General features: G+C 39.8%; 14 protein-coding genes. 6 read left to right on the forward strand and 8 right to left on the reverse strand.

From position 1 onward, the window contains the following. Nucleotides 1-88: 88 nt before the first annotated feature. The 3 genes from hisS to M1F55_RS06470 form a co-directional block, all read right to left on the reverse strand. Nucleotides 89-1369: a histidine--tRNA ligase gene (hisS, locus tag M1F55_RS06460; RefSeq protein ID WP_049492662.1), complete on the reverse strand. Its 1281-nt coding sequence runs from the start codon at nt 1367-1369 to the stop codon at nt 89-91. Between the two features lie 229 nt (nt 1370-1598). Continuing rightward, nucleotides 1599-2846: an MFS transporter gene (locus tag M1F55_RS06465; protein WP_247947517.1), complete on the reverse strand. Its 1248-nt coding sequence runs from the start codon at nt 2844-2846 to the stop codon at nt 1599-1601. A gap of 305 nt (nt 2847-3151) precedes the next feature. Then, nucleotides 3152-4003 (reverse strand): helix-turn-helix domain-containing protein, encoded by an 852-nt coding sequence (locus M1F55_RS06470; protein ID WP_064275805.1) that lies wholly within the window; start codon nt 4001-4003, stop codon nt 3152-3154. A 124-nt stretch (nt 4004-4127) separates the two neighbouring features. Here M1F55_RS06470 and M1F55_RS06475 point away from each other — a divergent pair, with 124 nt between their 5' ends. Beyond that, complete coding sequence (locus M1F55_RS06475) at nt 4128-4469, forward strand: metal-sulfur cluster assembly factor (protein ID WP_001206380.1); 342 nt, start codon at nt 4128-4130, stop codon at nt 4467-4469. A 60-nt stretch (nt 4470-4529) separates the two neighbouring features. Here M1F55_RS06475 and ilvD read toward each other — a convergent pair whose 3' ends face one another. Then, a complete protein-coding gene (gene ilvD / locus M1F55_RS06480; RefSeq protein WP_000137343.1) occupies nt 4530-6233 on the reverse strand; it encodes a dihydroxy-acid dehydratase in 1704 nt (567 codons plus the stop codon). Between the two features lie 184 nt (nt 6234-6417). On the opposite strand from ilvD, the gene M1F55_RS06485 reads away from it, so the two are divergent. The 5 genes from M1F55_RS06485 to M1F55_RS06505 all read left to right on the forward strand — a co-directional run bounded on the left by M1F55_RS06485 (nt 6418) and on the right by M1F55_RS06505 (nt 8724). Further along, a complete protein-coding gene (locus M1F55_RS06485) occupies nt 6418-7425 on the forward strand; it encodes an SPFH domain-containing protein (protein WP_084928338.1) in 1008 nt (335 codons plus the stop codon). Between the two features lie 2 nt (nt 7426-7427). Then, nucleotides 7428-7628 (forward strand): type II toxin-antitoxin system antitoxin, encoded by a 201-nt coding sequence (locus M1F55_RS06490; RefSeq protein WP_000796544.1) that lies wholly within the window; start codon nt 7428-7430, stop codon nt 7626-7628. Nucleotides 7629-7779: 151 nt separating this feature from the next. Beyond that, nucleotides 7780-7962 (forward strand): 50S ribosomal protein L32, encoded by a 183-nt coding sequence (gene rpmF / locus M1F55_RS06495; RefSeq protein WP_000290417.1) that lies wholly within the window; start codon nt 7780-7782, stop codon nt 7960-7962. A 15-nt stretch (nt 7963-7977) separates the two neighbouring features. Then, the gene (rpmG, locus tag M1F55_RS06500) at nt 7978-8127 is read left to right on the forward strand and encodes a 50S ribosomal protein L33 (RefSeq protein ID WP_001265622.1); all 150 of its coding nucleotides are present in this window, start codon (nt 7978-7980) and stop codon (nt 8125-8127) included. Nucleotides 8128-8205: 78 nt separating this feature from the next. Beyond that, nucleotides 8206-8724, forward strand: a complete 519-nt coding sequence (locus M1F55_RS06505; protein WP_084928336.1) for an HXXEE domain-containing protein — start codon at nt 8206-8208, stop codon at nt 8722-8724. Between the two features lie 303 nt (nt 8725-9027). Here the strand turns inward: M1F55_RS06505 and M1F55_RS06510 are convergent, their stop codons facing one another. From M1F55_RS06510 to M1F55_RS06525, 4 genes are all read right to left on the reverse strand, one after another. After that, nucleotides 9028-14391 carry a DUF1542 domain-containing protein gene (locus M1F55_RS06510; RefSeq protein WP_247947518.1) on the reverse strand — a complete coding sequence of 1788 codons (5364 nt, stop codon included), beginning with the start codon at nt 14389-14391 and terminating at the stop codon, nt 9028-9030. Between the two features lie 464 nt (nt 14392-14855). Further along, the gene (gene rpsD, locus M1F55_RS06515) at nt 14856-15467 is read right to left on the reverse strand and encodes a 30S ribosomal protein S4 (protein ID WP_000092756.1); all 612 of its coding nucleotides are present in this window, start codon (nt 15465-15467) and stop codon (nt 14856-14858) included. A gap of 194 nt (nt 15468-15661) precedes the next feature. Next, nucleotides 15662-16714 carry a sensor histidine kinase gene (locus tag M1F55_RS06520; protein WP_247947519.1) on the reverse strand — a complete coding sequence of 351 codons (1053 nt, stop codon included), beginning with the start codon at nt 16712-16714 and terminating at the stop codon, nt 15662-15664. Then, entirely contained in the window at nt 16714-17409 is a 696-nt protein-coding gene (locus M1F55_RS06525; protein WP_049500471.1) for a response regulator transcription factor, read from the reverse strand. Before M1F55_RS06525 ends, M1F55_RS06520 begins: the two co-directional genes overlap by 1 nt. Nucleotides 17410-17529 lie beyond the last annotated feature (120 nt).

The raw sequence follows: 17529 nt of genomic DNA on the forward strand, positions 1-17529 counted from the left end.
TATCAAAAAAGAAAGGACGAAATGTGTCCTTTCTCGATCTTAGCTTTTCTTCAACCCACTACAGTTGACAAAGAGCCTTTATCTACTATTAAAAACCTAATTTTTCAAAGATTTCTGAGAAGTTTTGGCTGATAGCCTCAAGTGACACTTGCACTTCTTCTCGAGTTTGGTTGTTCTTGACCGTTACTTGTCCGCTTTCGACTTCACTCTCTCCTAGGGTGATGAGGGTCTTAGCTGCAAAGACATCAGCTGACTTGAACTGAGCTTTGAGTTTACGGTTAAGGTAATCACGCTCTGCTTTGAAACCTTGTTGGCGAAGAGCTTGGACTAGTTCTAGGGCTTTTACATTTGCTCCATCACCCAAGACTGCGATATAGACATCTAGGGCGTTTTCGATAGGAAGAGCAACACCTTGCTTTTCAAGAATGAGAAGCAGGCGCTCTACACCAAGTCCAAAACCAAATCCAGCAGTTTCCGGGCCTCCAAAGTAAGAAACCAAACCATCGTAACGACCACCCGCACAGACTGTCAGGTCATTGCCCTCAATCTCAGTGATAAACTCGAAAATGGTGTGGTTGTAGTAGTCCAGACCACGCACCATATTGGTATCGATGATATAGTCTACTCCAAGATTTTCCAACATCTGACGCACAGCATCAAAGTGTGCTTGGCTTTCTTCATCAAGGAAGTCCAAGATAGAAGGCGCATTCTCTACTGCTACCTTGTCTTCTTTTTCCTTAGAGTCCAAGACACGGAGAGGATTTTCCTCCAAACGGCGTTGGCTATCCTTAGATAAAGTCTCCTTAAGCGGTGTCAAATAGTCAATCAAGGCCTGACGATAAGCCGCACGGCTCTCAGGATTTCCAAGCGTGTTGAGGTGCAATTTGACACCTTGGATGCCGATTTCTTTCAAGAAATGAGCTGCCATAGCGATGGTTTCCACATCGGTAGCTGGATTACTAGAGCCAAAGCACTCAACACCAATCTGGTGGAATTGGCGCAAACGCCCTGCCTGTGGACGCTCATAGCGGAACATAGGGCCCATATAGTAGAACTTACTTGGCTTTTGCACTTCTGGTGCGAAGAGTTTATTTTCCACATAGGAACGGACAACGGGCGCAGTTCCTTCTGGACGAAGTGTGATATGACGGTCACCCTTATCATAGAAATCGTACATTTCCTTGGTTACGATATCGGTTGTATCTCCGACAGAGCGGCTGATGACCTCATAGTGCTCAAAAATAGGTGTGCGCACTTCCGCATAGTTATAGCGCTTGAAAATCTCACGGGCAAAGCCCTCAACGTACTGCCATTTGGCAGATTCAGCAGGCAAGATATCCTGCGTTCCTTTTGGTTTTTGTAATTTCATAGGGAATCCTCTTTAAACTTAATAGTCTTATTTTACCATAAATAGAGGGATTAAAACAGTATGAATAAAATTAGGATTTATACTCAATGAAAATCAAAGAGCAAACTAGGAAACTAGCCGCAGGTTGCTCAAAACAGTGTTTTGAGGTTGTAGATAGAACTGACGAAGTCAGTAACCATACCTACGGCAAGGCAACGTTGACGTGGTTTGAAGAGATTTTCGAAGGGTATTAGATATCATTTTTGAGATTAATAACTGTCAAAAGAATAGCTAGCAAGGAAAGACCAACAAATAGCATCCAAGTCAACTGTATATTCCATACAGCTATAAGTGAAAAACAAGCTGTTCCCACAGGTATGGATAAGGTAAACAATAAACCTAAAAAATTACTGGTACGAGCTAAAACCTCCGGAGCTAGATTTTTCAGGAGCATGGCATTAATCTTTGGTGCAACTTTACCAGACACATAGAGAGTAAAAAAGAGAAATAGTAAACCAAGCACAACTTGATTGAATAAGTTAGCCAGACCAACTAGACTGACTCCTAATGTCGCCCACATCATCAATCTAGGCAAAGACTGCTTCCCAAAATAATCATTACCAGTAAGGCTACTGATGATGACTGCAGCTAAAGCACAAACTTGACTGATAAATAGTGCCTCTGTGTAAGAAAAATTCAAGAGAGAATAGCTCAAAAAGAAGATGTTATAGATGCTTCCTAAAGCGCCACCCAAGGCATTGATAAGCAAGACTGCAAAGAGCATAAAACCAAAGTTTTTCTGTCCACTTTTAAGAAAAACAAGGCGTAAATTTCGGTAAATTGTTAGGAACTGCTCTTTGATAGATAGCTTCTCATTTTTTAGGTTTTCACCATCAGCAGATGAAATTGACAGGCTTAATTTGCTTCTTCCTAAAAAGAGAACAGAAGCTGATATGAGGAAAAAACAAGCATTGATTCCTGCAACGAGAGAAAAATTGTTAACCGATAGACCTAAGAGCCAGACTCCAAAAGCTTGACCACCAATAGCTGAAATATAGGTGATGAACTGTGAAAAAGAATAGGCTTCCATCAAATCCTCTTCAGCTACTTTTTCCTTAACGAGAGGCATTCGCAAACCACCAGCAAAATCACTAATGACATCACTAATGACATTGATTAAACATAGGCTAGAAAAGGCAAAGAGACTAGCTTGCTGAACAACTAGGGCTGCTAGAAAAAATAAAACCGCCTGAAACAAACCGCTATAGACCATCCATTTGACCTTATCCCTCGTGTAATCTGCCCGAATCCCTACAAAAACTGTAAAGAGAGTCGGAAGAATCATGACAATATTCGCCATAGCAACAGCAAAAGATGCTTGTGGCAAGGTCGATGCATAAACGATAAAGACCAGATTGAAAATTGAAGCACCAAAAGCATTGAAGAAACGTGACAAAGTCAAGAGTCGATAAGCTTGATTTCTAAACAATAATTTCATAGATAATCTCCCTTCTTGTTCGAATACTCAATGAAAATCAAAGAGCAAACTAGGAAGCTAGCCGAAGGCTGTACTTGAGTACGGCAAGGTGAAGCTGACGTGGTTTGAATTTGATTTTCGAAGAGTAGAAGTTTTATGTGAAGTATGACTATAGTATAGCACTTAGAAATTTTAGAGGAAAAACTTTTGAATATATGCAACAAAAAAATAAGTAAAAAGAGACGATAGAATTTCTCCAGTGACACGAGAGAGGTCAACAATTCTATCGCTTAAAATTTCAAATGATTTTCTTAGTTTGCAGATATTCAACAATCGGTCGTATTTCTATAGTATTCGGCAGATTTATTACAGCCAAGCATCTCAAAAATACGGACAGCATCTTCCATCTTTTTCTGACCTTCCTTGACTCTGCCTTGCTTGCTATCAAGGAGACCTTCCGCCCACAAATAGACAATTCGGAAATAGGTTTCATTTTCATTGTAGAAACGCTCTTCGATAACACGTTTAAAATAAGAGGCATTGGTAAATTCTTCACACTCAATGCTGGCTAAAAAGCCATTCAATAGTATAGTGTGAAAAAGGTTTCGATTGCCAGACATTTCCATTAGGAAATCAGATTTACGTACCATCTCTCTAACATACCTAGTGAAAAGAGAAACAGATAGAAATGGTGAACTGACTGAAAATAAATTGAGTTCATAGATTCCCCAGATCTCGGTAGAAAACAAATAATCATGAAGGACTTTCCCCTCCTCTGCCGTTAACTCTACCGTATCATACATGCTCTTCATATAAGACTTGATAATAATGGCATTTAGAATATGTTTCTGTTTGTTTTGAGAATGGGTATGCTTTTGGTACTCCTTGCGATACAGGTCTTCAAGAGGTGCTATATTCTTTGGATCCAAGACATCTAGGATTTCTTTTCTCAACTCAGAATCTGTATCATACTGAAAACCTCTCGCTAGAAAGAGGATTTCCTCTACACTGGCAGATATATTTTCTAGGGCAAATAGAAACTTTTCCACCGAAAGCTCACTCTGACCTGTTTCAAAGCGAGATAACATAGACGGCGAAAATTGTCCCCCAGTTGCTTGTCTCAGCGAGATATTTCTTGACTCTCGTAATTGTCTAAAGACTTTTCCAATCTGCTCCATAGGCTTCCCCTTGATTTAGCATTTTCTTTATATTATCATATTTTTTCAGAAAATTCATCAAAAACTTGCCAAATTGTCAGAATTATGAGAAAATAGAGGATATTTATCACGTGGAGGGACTGTAATGAGAGAGGATATCAAAATCAATGACCGTGCTTTGGCCTTGCAAGACCAAATTATCGAAAAACTAGAGAAGGTTTTTGATACAGATGTGGAATTGGATGTTTACAATCTAGGACTGATTTATGAAATCAATCTGGATGAAACAGGTCTCTGCAAGATTGTCATGACCTTCACCGACACTGCCTGCGATTGTGCCGAAAGCCTGCCTATCGAAATCGTGGCAGGTCTGAAACAAATCGAGGGTATCGAAGATGTCAAGGTTGAAGTTACCTGGTCGCCTGCTTGGAAAATCACACGAATCAGTCGCTACGGCCGCATTGCCCTTGGACTGCCACCTCGTTAAGCAGGTAAATTACTTTTGAAGATGAAAAGAAGCAAGCCAAAGTTGGCTTGCTTTTTGAATTTACTTTTTACCTGACTTGTCCATATTCCAGAAGTCTGTCACGGCTCCGCGTGAAGCAGATGATACGATATGGGCATATTTACCGAGGACACCACGACTATAGAGTGGTGGCAAGGTTGTTTCTGCCTTGCGTTTTTCAAGTTCTTCTTCGGATACGGCCATGGAAATTTCTTTGGTATCTTGGTCAACCGTAACGATATCGCCTGTACGAAGGTAGGCAATTGGTCCACCATCCTGAGCTTCAGGAGCGATATGTCCAACAACCAGACCATAAGTACCACCAGAGAAGCGTCCATCTGTCAAGAGGGCAACCTTGTCTCCTTGACCTTTACCAACAATCATTGATGAAAGTGACAGCATCTCAGGCATACCAGGACCACCCTTAGGTCCAACGAAACGAACAACGACTACATCGCCATCAACGATTTCATCTGTCAGAACGGCCTGAATAGCATCTTCTTCTGAGTCAAAGACCTTAGCTGGTCCAACGTGACGACGCACTTTCACACCTGATACCTTGGCAACCGCACCGTCAGGGGCAAGGTTCCCGTTCAAGATGATAAGCGGACCATCCGCACGTTTTGGATTTTCAAGTGGCATAATAACTTTTTGACCTGGAGTGAGGTCTGCAAAGTCAGCCAAGTTCTCAGCGACAGTCTTACCAGTACATGTGATGCGGTCTCCATGAAGGAAACCATTTGCCAAGAGATATTTCATAACCGCAGGCACACCACCGACTTCGTAGAGATCTTGGAAGACATACTGACCAGATGGTTTCAAGTCAGCCAAGTGAGGCACACGTTCTTGAATCGTATTGAAGTCCTCAAGTGACAAGTCAACATTGGCAGCATGGGCAATGGCAAGCAAGTGAAGAGTGGCGTTTGTAGAACCACCTAGAGCCATAGTTACAGTGATAGCATCTTCAAAGGCTTCACGAGTCAAGATATCTGATGGTTTAAGACCTAGTTCCAACATCTTAACAACAGCACGTCCTGCTGCTTCGATATCTTCTTTCTTGTCAGCTGATTCAGCTGGATGAGATGAAGAGCCTGGCAAACTCATACCGAGAACTTCGATAGCAGTCGCCATGGTATTAGCTGTGTACATACCACCACAGCCACCAGGACCAGGGCAGGCATTACATTCAAGACGTTTTACGTCCTCAGCTGTCATGTCACCGTGGTTCCATTTTCCGATACCCTCAAAAACAGAAACCAAGTCAATATCTTTACCATCAAGATTTCCCGGTGCAATAGTTCCACCATAGGCGAAAATTGCTGGAATATCCATATTAGCAATGGCAATCATAGAACCAGGCATGTTCTTGTCACAACCACCGATAGCAACAAAGGCATCCACATTGTGACCACCCATAGCCGCCTCGATAGAGTCCGCAATAATATCACGAGATGTCAAAGAGAAACGCATACCAGGCGTTCCCATAGCAATCCCGTCCGCTACAGTAATAGTTCCAAACTGCACAGGCCAAGCACCTGCAGATTTGACACCCTCTTTAGCCAATTTCCCAAAATCATGCAAGTGGATGTTACATGGTGTATTTTCCGCCCAAGTCGAAATCACTCCCACAATCGGTGTTTCAAAGTCCTTATCTGTCATACCAGTCGCACGAAGCATAGCACGGTTTGGTGATTTTACCATACTGTCATAAATGCTACTGCGGTGACGCTTATCTAATTCAGTCATTTGTTCCCTCCCATTTCAGTTTTTACTATTATAGCACATTTTAAAGGCAATGAACAGAAGAAAATTCTTGAATTTTCAGAAAATTCTATACAGAAATATTTTCTTTAAAAATGTTACATTTATTTCTTGACTTTATAAATTAAAGTGATATCATTTAGATATCAAATAATAGGAGGTCATTCTTATGACTGAAAAACTAATCAATTCAAAACCAAATGGTGTATTCGCATTGATTCTCATTGAATTGGCGCTCGTACTCGGTATCTTTATATTTATAATGGGTGTTGGTTCGGAAAACATTTTTGGAATTATTATCGGACTTTTATTAAGCTTAATTGCAGGCCTAGCTCATGCTGGTTTAAAAGTTGTCAAACCTCAGGAAGCTCTGGTTTTGACCCTTTTTGGTAACTATACAGGTACCATCAAAGAACCTGGTTTTTACTTTGTTAATCCCTTCAGCGTAGCAGTCAACCCTGCAAATCACACTAGACTGGGACAAAGTGGTGATGTTAGCACGAAATCTCCTTTTTCAGGGATGAAATCATCAAATGGCAATGATGTAAATATTGAAATTGGCAAGAAACAGATTTCCCTCAAGGTTATGACCTTGAGCAATTCTCGCCAAAAAATCAATGATTGTCTAGGAAATCCTGTGGAAATCGGTATCGCGGTAACTTGGAGAGTTGTTGATACAGCCAAAGCAGTCTTCAATGTTGATAACTACAAAGAATATCTTTCATTGCAATGTGATAGCGCCCTCCGTAATATTGTCCGCATCTATCCTTACGATGTGTCTCCTAATGTGGATACTACGGGTGACGGACAAGCAGATGAAGGTAGTCTCCGTGGCTCTAGCGAAATTGTTGCTAACCGTATTCGTGAAGAAATTCAAAGTCGCGTGGAAGATGCTGGCTTGGAAATCCTTGAAGCACGTATCACTTACCTAGCTTACGCACCAGAAATTGCTGCTGTCATGCTTCAACGCCAACAAGCATCAGCCATTATTGATGCCCGTAAGATGATTGTCGATGGCGCTGTGGGTATGGTTGAAATGGCCCTGGAACGTCTCAATGAAGGGGAATTGGTAGAGCTTGACGAAGAACGAAAAGCTGCCATGGTTTCAAATCTCCTAGTCGTTCTCTGTGGCAATCATGATGCACAACCAATTGTCAACACAGGAAGTCTTTACTAAAGATGGCTGAAGCTAAAAAAAAGCAGATCCCCCTTCGACTCTCAACAAAGTTATACGCTGCACTCGCATCATGGGCAGAAGACGACTTTCGTTCAGTCAATGGGCAAATCGAATATCTCCTTACAGAATGTGTCAAGCAACGGAAGAAAGACGGAAAATACGTATCAGAAACCATTGACGAACCATTTGAGATTGATATTTAACACCTTCTCCTGTCTGCTAGGTCGGACAGGAGAATTTTTTCATCTTTTTTTGTCAAGTAACTTTACTTTACAAAAAAAATGTGTTATCCTAGTATGGTTGATGAAAATCAGTAGATTGAATCGAATATAAATACCTAAAGGAGAAATCAAAATGGCAGTACCTGCACGTCGCACTTCAAAAGCGAAGAAAAACAAACGTCGTACACACTACAAAGTAACAGCTCCATCTGTAAACTTTGACGAAACTACTGGAGATTACTCACGTTCTCACCGTGTATCACTTAAAGGATACTACAAAGGACGTAAAATCGCTAAAGCTGCATCAGCTGAATAATAGAAGGGAGATACCATGCGCGTAAATATTACACTTGAACACAAAGAATCTGGTGAACGCTTGTACCTTACTTCTAAAAACAAACGTAACACTCCAGACCGTCTTCAATTGAAGAAATACTCACCAAAACTTCGCAAACACGTTGTGTTTACAGAGGTTAAATAAGCACACCTAACTCAAAACGCCTTTCTGGGCGTTTTTTGCTTTATTGGTTAGCAATCTATAACTTTTCAGGAGAGATTTATGGCATTTTATCTTTGGATGTTCCCGCTACTCTTTATCTTTCACGATATGGAAGAAATTATCGGTCTTGTCCCTTGGATTCATCTCAACGAAACCTTGCTGGCTCAAAAGGCTCCAGCTATTCTCAAGATTCACAAAGGAATTACAACAGAGGGATTTGCCCTTGCTGTTTTTGAGGAGTTTATCATTGTCTTATCCATCACTTTATTAGCGTATTTTAGTCAATCTAGAGCGCTCGAATTAGTTTGGTTAGGAGGATTTGTGGCCTTTGCACTCCATCTCTTGCTCCATATTGGACAATCAATTCTTCTCCGTAAGTATATCCCTGCTCTCATCACTTCTATCCTTTGTTTTCCTATCAGTGCTTATTTGATTACAGACATCGTGCATTTGTGGCAGGTTTCAACTAGCGAATTTTTCCTATTTTCACTAGTTGGCTCAGGCATCGTCGTCATCAATCTCCCCTTTGCTCTCTGGCTCGGGAAAAAATATTCCGCCTGGCTTGCCCATAACCATTAACAAAAATTCCTTGCAATTTCATTTTGCAGGGAATTTTTTTATCCTCCTTCACAGTTAAGAAGTGTTCTATAGTTTTTCAAGACAAAGCAAAGAGAGGCTGGGGAAAAACTCAACTTTAAGAGAAAATGAAATAAATCTTCCCACAATAAAACGCATAATATCAAGTTTTAAATACCTGATACTATGCGTTTTTAAAATTTAAAGACTTTTTGTCCAGCTTCGTAAGATTTTCTTATGAGAGGTACTTGTTTAAGCTCTAAAAATCGGATTTATCATCTGATCTTTATCAAACAATCTAAGAAATTAAGCTTCTTCGTCTTCTTTACGACGACCTGCAAGACCAAGACCAAGTAATGCACTTGCGGCGGCTGCTACCATAGATACTACAGAATCTGCTGTACCTGTATTTGGCAATTCTTTAGCCACTGTACGTGTATTTGCTTGTGCTGATGCTGTTTGACTAGCATTTGCTGCTGCTTGAGTTGTAGATGGAGCTACAGCTGGTGTTTGAGCAGCTTGGTCGTTAGCTGGAGTTGCATGATCAGTTGATGGAGCAACTTTCGCCATGAAGTCTTCGATACGTTTCACCATTGCATCCACTTCTGCTTGGCTTGCGTCTGCATTAGCAAATACTTTCTTAGCATCTGCTAACAAGTCATTCGCTTCTTTTGCAGTTTCTGCATCAAGCTTAGCTGACTCTTGGATGATTAGTTCATCTAATTGACGAATAGCGCCTTCTAACTTAGCTTTATCCACTTTCACATCTGTGTTAGTTGTTCCGTTGTTAGCACCATGATTTGGAAGAGAAGTGTCTGGTTTAGAATCTCCATTTTGTGGAGCAACAACTCTAACCGGTACTTTTACAGTTACTTCTGTTCCATCTGGTAATCTTAAGGTTACTTTAGCAAACTTATCACCTAATGTATTTGTATCAGGTAAGTCTATGCTAATCACTGTAACATTTTCTGGTAAGTTCAGTTTAGCAATGATATCAGCTTGAGTAATGGCTTTTCCACGTTCAACTTTTACAACTCCTGTAATAGATGCTTGGATGTATGCTTCAAGGTCGAAAGTTGGGCGATCATAAACTAATGATTCTAAATCTAACTGATATAAGAAAGTACGTAAAGCTTTATCAAGTTCAGCTTTTGTTGTTGCTTTATCAATGGCATTTAATGCTGTTTGTTTTAAGCGTTCAACTTCAGCAATTGCTTTTGCTTTTTCTTCAGCTGATAAGTTGGGATTTGCTTTAATACTTGCAATTTTTTCAGCTGCAGCAGCTTCTACCGCTGCTTTAGCTTCATTTACAGCTTCTTTGCCAATTGAATTCACTGCTTTAATTGCTGCTTCACCCTTTGCTTGTGCAGCATTTACAGCTTCTTGCGTTGCTGCTTTTTGGATGGCTTCTACCGCTTCATTATAGGCTTTTTCTACAGCAGCTTTGGCTGCAGCTTTTTCCTCAGCTGATAAACCAGTAGCCTTATCAATTTCTGCTAACTTGGCATCTCTTGTCGCTTTGATTGCTTCCAAGGCTTTTTCTTTGCCAACTGGATTCACTGCTTTGATCGCTGTTTCGCCTTTGGCTTGTGCAGCATTTACAGCTTCTTGCGTTGTCGCTTTTTGGATGGCTTCTACTGCTTCGATGGCTGCCTTAGCTACCTCTGCTTTGGCTGCGGCTTTTTCGTCAGCTGATAGATTAGTATTCTTATCAATTTCGGCTAATTTAGCTTCTGTTGCTGTTTGAATCGCATCTAACGCTTTTTCTTTACCGACTGGATTCACTGCTTTGATCGCTGCTTCACCTTTTTCTTGTGCAGCATTTACAGCTTCTTGCGTTTCTGCTTTTTGGATAGCTTCTACTGCTTCGATGGCTGCTTTAGCTACTTCTGCTTTGGCTGCGGCTTTTTCCTCAGCTGATAAGTTTGTATTCTTATCAATTTCGGCTAATTTAGCTTCTGTTGTTGTTTGAATGGCTTCCAAGGCTTTTTCTTTACCGAGTGGATTTACTGATTTAATCGCTGTTTCGCCTTTTGCTTGTGCAGCATTTACAGCTTCTTGCGTTTCTGCTTTTTGGATAGCTTCTACTGCTTCGGTAGCTGCTTTTGCTACCTCTGCTTTTGCCGCTGCTTTTTCTTCATCGGATAACTTAGTATTATTATCGATTTCTTGTTCTTTTGCTGCTTTTTCAGCATTAATAGCTGTAATTGCTGCTTCTTTTTCGATAGCTAATTTTCCATTATCTTTTGCAGAGTTGATACCCTCTTCAGTTGTTGCATTATCAATAGCATCTGTTGCAGCTTTTGCTTCTTTAGCTACTTTTGCTTTTTCTTCCGCTTTTTGTTCTGGTGTTAAACTTGTACTAGCTTCAATAGCATCTGTCGCTTTTTTTGCAGCATCTGCAATTTCTTTTTTAGCACCGTCTCTGTCAAGTTCTTTCAACAATTCTGCAGCTTTATCTAAAGCTGTTTTCGCTGCATCTACTTTTGCTTGAGCTGCTTTTACTTCTTCTTTTGTTGCATTATTGCCTTTTGCTAAAACTTTGGCTGCTTCTAATTGTGCTTTTAATTCTTCAAATTCTGCTTCATATGCTTTAATACTATCTGCTGTTTTACCAGTTGTATCAGCTTTTTTCAATGCATCAGAGTTCGTTTTTAATTTTGTTTTTTCTTCAGTAGTTGCCGCTTCTACAAGAAGATTTTTCGCTGTTTCTAATTCCGTTTTCACTGCATCTACTTTCGCTTGAGCCGCTTTAACTTCCTCTTTTGTTGCATTATTGCCTTTTGCTAAAACTTTGTCTGCCTCTGCTTTTGCTGCTTCTAATTGTGCTTTTAATTCTTCATATTTTCTTTCATATGCTGCGATACTATCTGGTGTTTTACCTGTTTCATCAGCTTTTGTTAATAAATCTGCAGCTGATTTTAATTTAGCTTTCTCTTCTGCTGTTGCAGCTTCTACTAAAACTTGTTTCGCTGTTTCTAATGCCGATTTTTTCTCATTAACTTTATTTAAAGCTTCCGTTACTTGAGTTTGTGTTGCATTTTCGTCATTAATTACTGTTTCTGCTTCTTTAATTGCTTCTTGTGCAGCTGTTTTCGCATCGTTATACGCTTTTGCACTATCTGCAGTTTTTCCTTGTGTTGGATCTGCTTCTGTTACTAAAGTACTTAACGCTTCTTTTGCTTTTGTTAACTCTGTTTTGTCTGCTTTATTCACTAATAATTCTGCAGCTTTTGTTAATTCCGCTTTTGCAGCATCTACTTTTTCTTGAGCTGCTTGAGCTTCTGCTTTAGATGCATTATTTTCTTTTGCTAATACTGCGGCAGCTTCTGTTTTTGCTGCTTCTAATTGTGCTTTAATCGCTTCGTATTTTGTATTATAGACCTCAATACTTTTTGGTGTTTTTCCAGTTGTATCAGCTTTTACTAATGAATCTGCATCTGATTTCAATTTAGCTTTTTCTTCTGCTGTTGCGGCTTCAATTAAGCCATCTTTAGCTTCTTGTAGAGCTGTTTTTTTAGCATTTACTTTTTCTAAAGCTGCAGATACTTGTTCTGGTGTTGCATTATCGTCATTAATTACAGTCAAAGCTGCTGCTATTTCAGTTTTTGCTGCTTCTTTTGCAGCATTGTATGCTTTTGCAGTATCAGTTGTTTTTCCAGGTGTTGGATCTTCATTCACTAAGGCATCTAATTCAGCTTTTGAATTCGTTAATCCTGTTTTATCAGTTTTCAAGCCTGATTGTTTAGCTAATAAATCTTGTAAAGCTTGCTTAAAATTAGGTGTTCTAGCAGCAGGATTTGCTAATAGTGTTCTAACTTTTTCTAATTCTGCTTCATAATCTTGAATTGTTTGAGAAGTTTTACCATTTTTATCTGCTGATTCTGTAGCTTTTAATTTATCATAAATTCTTTGTAAAAGATTTCTTGCTACATTACTAGTATCTTGCGCAATTGAGAAGTCAGCTCCTGTAACAGGCACTGAATATTTGTCATCCCAAGCTTGATAACTCATCCCTGTTTTATCTTGGTCTGCTAAACTTACTCTAACCTTGTAATGGTCTGCACCTTGAGGTAATGCAATAGGCTTACTCGTAAATGTTCCAGCAGTTCCATTTGGTTTATTCCCAGGTTGTGCCATTAATTTTTCAGCTTCTCTTTTACCAATGAAATTCTTACGTACAGTGTGGTCAACACCTGAATCTATTGTAGTCGAATTACTACTATCTGAAATTTTAATTTTTGCTTTATTCGTTCCATCTTTAGCTGCTGTCACAACCTGTTTAGCATCATTTATATTTTTAGAAGGATCAAAAGTCGTCTCATAAATCTTTGTTTCCGTAGTACCTTCGATACTATACACTTCTACTTTATATCTAGCTTTTCTACCTTCACTATCTCCAACATAACCAGGTTTAAACTTAACAATTACATCTGAACCTTCTTTAGTCGAATAGGCTTTAAATGTTTTTTCAATCCCTTTATATCTTGCAAGATTTTTTGTAATTCCTCCACCTTCACCAGTCGGTTTGTAAGTACTATTATCATAAACAACTTCATCTCTATTACTTCTAGTTCTACTCTTTGATAATAGTAAAGTATACTCTGTATCTCTATCGAAAGCTTGTTCTTGCAACCAAACAGTATCATCTAGTGTTGAATTGATTGTTTCAAGAGGGTATACACCTTCTTCAGTTCTTCTAGCAATAGCGAATACTCCTCCATCTACTGCTGTCCATCCTCCGAACTCAGTAATTTCTTTTACAGTACCTTTTGCTACTTCCTTACTATCACCTAAACTATCCATATTTTGTGAAAGTTTTGAATTATTTTCAACTGTAGGATCTAATGCTAATAATGCTTTAACTAAAGTATTTAAATCTGCATCATCTGCAGGCGCTGTATAAGTTTGGTTCGCAGCAGGATCTGTATTCGTTGTAGCTGCTCCCGTACGAAATGGATTATTTGTATCCAAAGCCTTTCCATTACGTTCATCTTTAGAACCTGAGTTTGCAATAGAGTTAGATTCTGAAGATTTTTCAGTATTTGTAGCTTTAATACCTACAGTAGCTTTTCCATTTGTCGTATCTACTGCTGGTGCTTCTTTTTTCTCTTCTGGTTTTGTTTGTAATTTTGTTGTTGCAACAATTAAGTTTGCGTGTGCTTGTGATAATTCCGATTGTGTTTTTGCAGTACTTAAAGCTGTTTTGGCTGCTTCTAAGACATCTCTAAGATTGTTAACGCTTTCTTCCGTCTTAGTAGCATATGTTCCTTTAGCAAACTTTCCATCAATTTCTTTGATTAAATCTGTTAATTCTTTCTTATCTAGAGTCTCCACCTTCTGAGGTGCTGATTCTGGATAAGGACTATTTTCAACTGTTGAAGGTTGAGTATTTGTCTCTACTGTTGCAGCAGGACTAGTGGCTACTGTGTTCCCTTCGTAGGTCCCATTCTGGACATTCTGATCTTTAGGTTGCGGTGCTTGAGTCTCCCCCCCATTAGTTGAAGGCACCCCTTGCTCTGTAGCAGATACTGCTCCATTTCCTAAAAACATGAACAAGGCAGCCACTGCTACACTAGCTGCACCAAAGCTGACCTTACGAATAGAATAACGCGTCACCTTCTCACGATGCAAACGCTCAACACGACTCTTAGATTTCTTCTTTTCCATCTATAGAAACTCCTTTTTCCTTTATCTTCTAAGAATATTGTGTACAAAATAAGGGATACAATAATTTTAATGATCCTACTCAGGATAAAATACCCCAACCTATATTATAGTACTTTTATTCAATATTAACAAGAAGCTATACTGACAAAATTAATAAACATTACCTCAATATTAAAGCTAAACTTAAAAGTCAAGAATATAAAAGATTCAAGAAATCATATAGTAGATTGAAATAAGATGTAAACAAATCGATTGTAAAGGGAAGACAATACTTCTAGCATATTAACACTAGACTACTTTAAGTTAAGAGAGCAAAAGCATTAGATTACACCGAATTCATATCATCAACGCTACTTCATTTCTTTGTAAAGGGGGACAAAAAGGGGGACAAACCCTGAAATCAACGTTTTAAGACAAAGCAAAAAGCCCACTGTTGTAGGCTTTCTGTAAGATATTTCTTAAAATTAAAGCATTTTGTTGTAGAATTCAACGACAAGTGCTTCGTTGATTTCTGGGTTGATTTCATCGCGTTCTGGCAAGCGAGTCAATGAACCTTCCAATTTTTCAGCGTCGAATGATACGAATGCTGGACGTCCAAGAGTAGCTTCTACTGCTTCAAGGATAGCTGGAACTTTCAATGATTTTTCACGAACTGAGATCACTTGACCTGGAGTTACGCGGTATGATGGGATATCAACGCGTTTTCCGTCAACAAGGATGTGACCATGGTTTACGAATTGACGAGCTTGACGACGAGTAGTCGCAAGACCAAGACGGTAAACAACGTTATCCAAACGACGTTCCAAAAGAAGCATGAAGTTGAAACCTAGGATTCCGCCTTTGATTTTTGTAGCTTGTACGAACAAGTTACGGAATTGTTTTTCACCTACACCGTAAGTGAAACGAAGTTTTTGTTTTTCAGCCAATTGCAAACCGTATTCTGACAATTTAGAACGGTTGTTTGGTCCGTGTTGTCCTGGTACGTAGTTACGACGTGCCAATTCTTTACCTGTACCTGTAAGTGAAAGGCCAAGGCGACGAGCTTGTTTCCAAGATGGTCCTGTATAACGTGACATGTGAATGTCCTCCTGATATAAATAATATTTCGGTGGAAATAGTCACTTAGAAAGCCCTGATTCGTGCAGATGCCCTTCGCCTAAACAGCCAAGGTTACTTATCCTAAGACACCTGTTGACGAGCTTCATGCTTTCCTGCTGATATTTCGCACAAAATCCATTCTACCATGAATGGCTAGATTTGTAAAGGGGTTTTAAGCTTTATTTTCACTGCCAGAAAGGTTTAGAACGAGGGTAAAGGTGCTTCCTAGACCGTACTGGCTGCTGACTGTAATTTCTCCACCCAATTGATGGGCCAATTCACGCGCAATCGCAAGCCCTAAGCCATGACCACCTGTTTTCATGTTACGCGAAGTTTCTACACGATAAAGGCGTTTGAAAATATTCTCCAAATCCTCTGGGGCAATTCCCTTCCCCTCATCGGTCACACTGATTGAAAGCTGGTTTTTTTCCAGCTTAGCCACCACTTCGAGTTTGGTTCCTGGAGCTGAGTATTTAAAAGCATTATTGACCAGATTCACCAAGATACGAGAAAGTTTGGCATAATCTCCCTCAATCCGTGCAGACTCTGGAATTACCTGCAAATGGACATCTCGCTCTTCCTGCTCAATCAAGAACTGAAATTCACTCATGCATTCAATCAAGAGCTGGTCCAGAAAAATGCTGTCTTTGCTGGTCGTTTCGACCTGATTTCTAGCTGTGTTTAGAGTCAAAAAATTCAACTCCTCAACCAGTTTATTGAGTCTTTCAGTCTGGCGTCCAATGGTTGCTAGATAATGGTCCTGTTCTCCTTCCTTGATAACCCCATCCAAAATCCCTTCTACCGTCGCTTGGATTGAAGTGATGGGGGTCTTGATATCATGCGAAAGTTGAGCAATCATCAAGCCCTTTTCTCGTTCGCTTTCTTCCAAGGAATCAAAGGTGGCCTGCAAATCATGGGACATTTCATTGAAAGCTTGGCCTAATTGCTGAAATTCTACAGGTCCTTGAACCTCCAGATTTGAAGGAAAATCCTTGTCTGCTACTCTCTTGGCATGTTCCTTGAGTTTGCCCAATGAAGTAAAGACCGGCGATAGGAGAAAGAGACTAATCCCAGCACCGATAAAACTAGCCACTAGAGTCATACCCACTAGGAAATAAATTTCTCTTTCTTCAATTAGCATTCGCTGGATAGCCCAAAAAACCACGATAATCGTTAGGAGTGTTGAAATGACATACCCCACTAAAATATAACTTTTTAATTTCATTAACTACCTCGTGCTTTCTCAATTTTGTAGCCCAAGCCCCAGACGGTTTTGATGGTGGGTGTTTCTGAACTAGCATGTTTAGCCAACTCCTGTCGAAGAGCATGAATATGAACATTCAAGGTATTGGTGTCATCCACATAGTCTTCTTGCCAGACCTTTTCATAGAGGTCTGTCTTAGAGAAAACCCGCTCTGGATTGCTGGCTAAAAGCCATAGAAGTTCGAAGGATTTGACGGTCAAATCAAGCGCCACATCTCCAACTTGGACCTCATGGCTACCATGATTCATCCGTAAATCCCCGAGACTGACAACCTCTGTCTCACCTCCACGATGAAGGCGACGCAAGATATTATGGACACGCAAAACCAACTCACGAGGGCTAAAGGGCTTGGCAATAAAGTCATCTGCCCCTAAGCTCAGGCCATAAATCTTGTCCTGCTCGCTAGTCTTAGCCGTGATAAAGAGAAAAGGTTGATCCGGAGATTGATACTGAACTTCGCTAATCAAATCATAACCATCCATCCGAGGCATCATGATATCTGTAATAATCAAATCAATCGGTTTTTGCTTGAAGATTTCTAAGGCCTCTACTCCATCATGGGCCACCAAAACCTGATATCCTGCCTGAACCAGATAACGTTGATGAATATCTGTGATTTCTACCTCGTCGTCAACGAGTAAAATTGTCTTTCCCATCTGTCTCTCCTTTGAAAAAAACAGTGCTATACCACAATAGTATAACACTATTTTAATCTCTTTACGAACATTCTAAACGATATCTGGATTTTTCATATCCTAGATAGAAAGTCTGTAGCT

The sequence above is a fragment of the Streptococcus mitis genome (genome assembly GCF_023109235.1).
Taxonomy (GTDB): Bacteria; Bacillota; Bacilli; order Lactobacillales; family Streptococcaceae; genus Streptococcus; species Streptococcus mitis_DA.

Bases quoted from the DNA above. Each gene is read 5' to 3' on its own strand.
- rpsD (WP_000092756.1), bottom strand. From the start codon at position 15,467: ATGTCACGTTATACAGGACCATCTTGGAAACAAGCTCGTCGCCTTGGC.
- ilvD (WP_000137343.1), bottom strand. From the start codon at position 6,233: ATGACTGAATTAGATAAGCGTCACCGCAGTAGCATTTATGACAGTATG.
- rpmF (WP_000290417.1), top strand. From the start codon at position 7,780: ATGGCAGTACCTGCACGTCGCACTTCAAAAGCGAAGAAAAACAAACGT.
- rpmG (WP_001265622.1), top strand. From the start codon at position 7,978: ATGCGCGTAAATATTACACTTGAACACAAAGAATCTGGTGAACGCTTG.
- M1F55_RS06520 (WP_247947519.1), bottom strand. From the start codon at position 16,714: ATGAAATTAAAAAGTTATATTTTAGTGGGGTATGTCATTTCAACACTC.
- M1F55_RS06510 (WP_247947518.1), bottom strand. From the start codon at position 14,391: ATGGAAAAGAAGAAATCTAAGAGTCGTGTTGAGCGTTTGCATCGTGAG.
- M1F55_RS06490 (WP_000796544.1), top strand. From the start codon at position 7,428: ATGGCTGAAGCTAAAAAAAAGCAGATCCCCCTTCGACTCTCAACAAAG.
- M1F55_RS06485 (WP_084928338.1), top strand. From the start codon at position 6,418: ATGACTGAAAAACTAATCAATTCAAAACCAAATGGTGTATTCGCATTG.
- hisS (WP_049492662.1), bottom strand. From the start codon at position 1,369: ATGAAATTACAAAAACCAAAAGGAACGCAGGATATCTTGCCTGCTGAA.
- M1F55_RS06525 (WP_049500471.1), bottom strand. From the start codon at position 17,409: ATGGGAAAGACAATTTTACTCGTTGACGACGAGGTAGAAATCACAGAT.
- M1F55_RS06465 (WP_247947517.1), bottom strand. From the start codon at position 2,846: ATGAAATTATTGTTTAGAAATCAAGCTTATCGACTCTTGACTTTGTCA.
- M1F55_RS06475 (WP_001206380.1), top strand. From the start codon at position 4,128: ATGAGAGAGGATATCAAAATCAATGACCGTGCTTTGGCCTTGCAAGAC.
- M1F55_RS06505 (WP_084928336.1), top strand. From the start codon at position 8,206: ATGGCATTTTATCTTTGGATGTTCCCGCTACTCTTTATCTTTCACGAT.
- M1F55_RS06470 (WP_064275805.1), bottom strand. From the start codon at position 4,003: ATGGAGCAGATTGGAAAAGTCTTTAGACAATTACGAGAGTCAAGAAAT.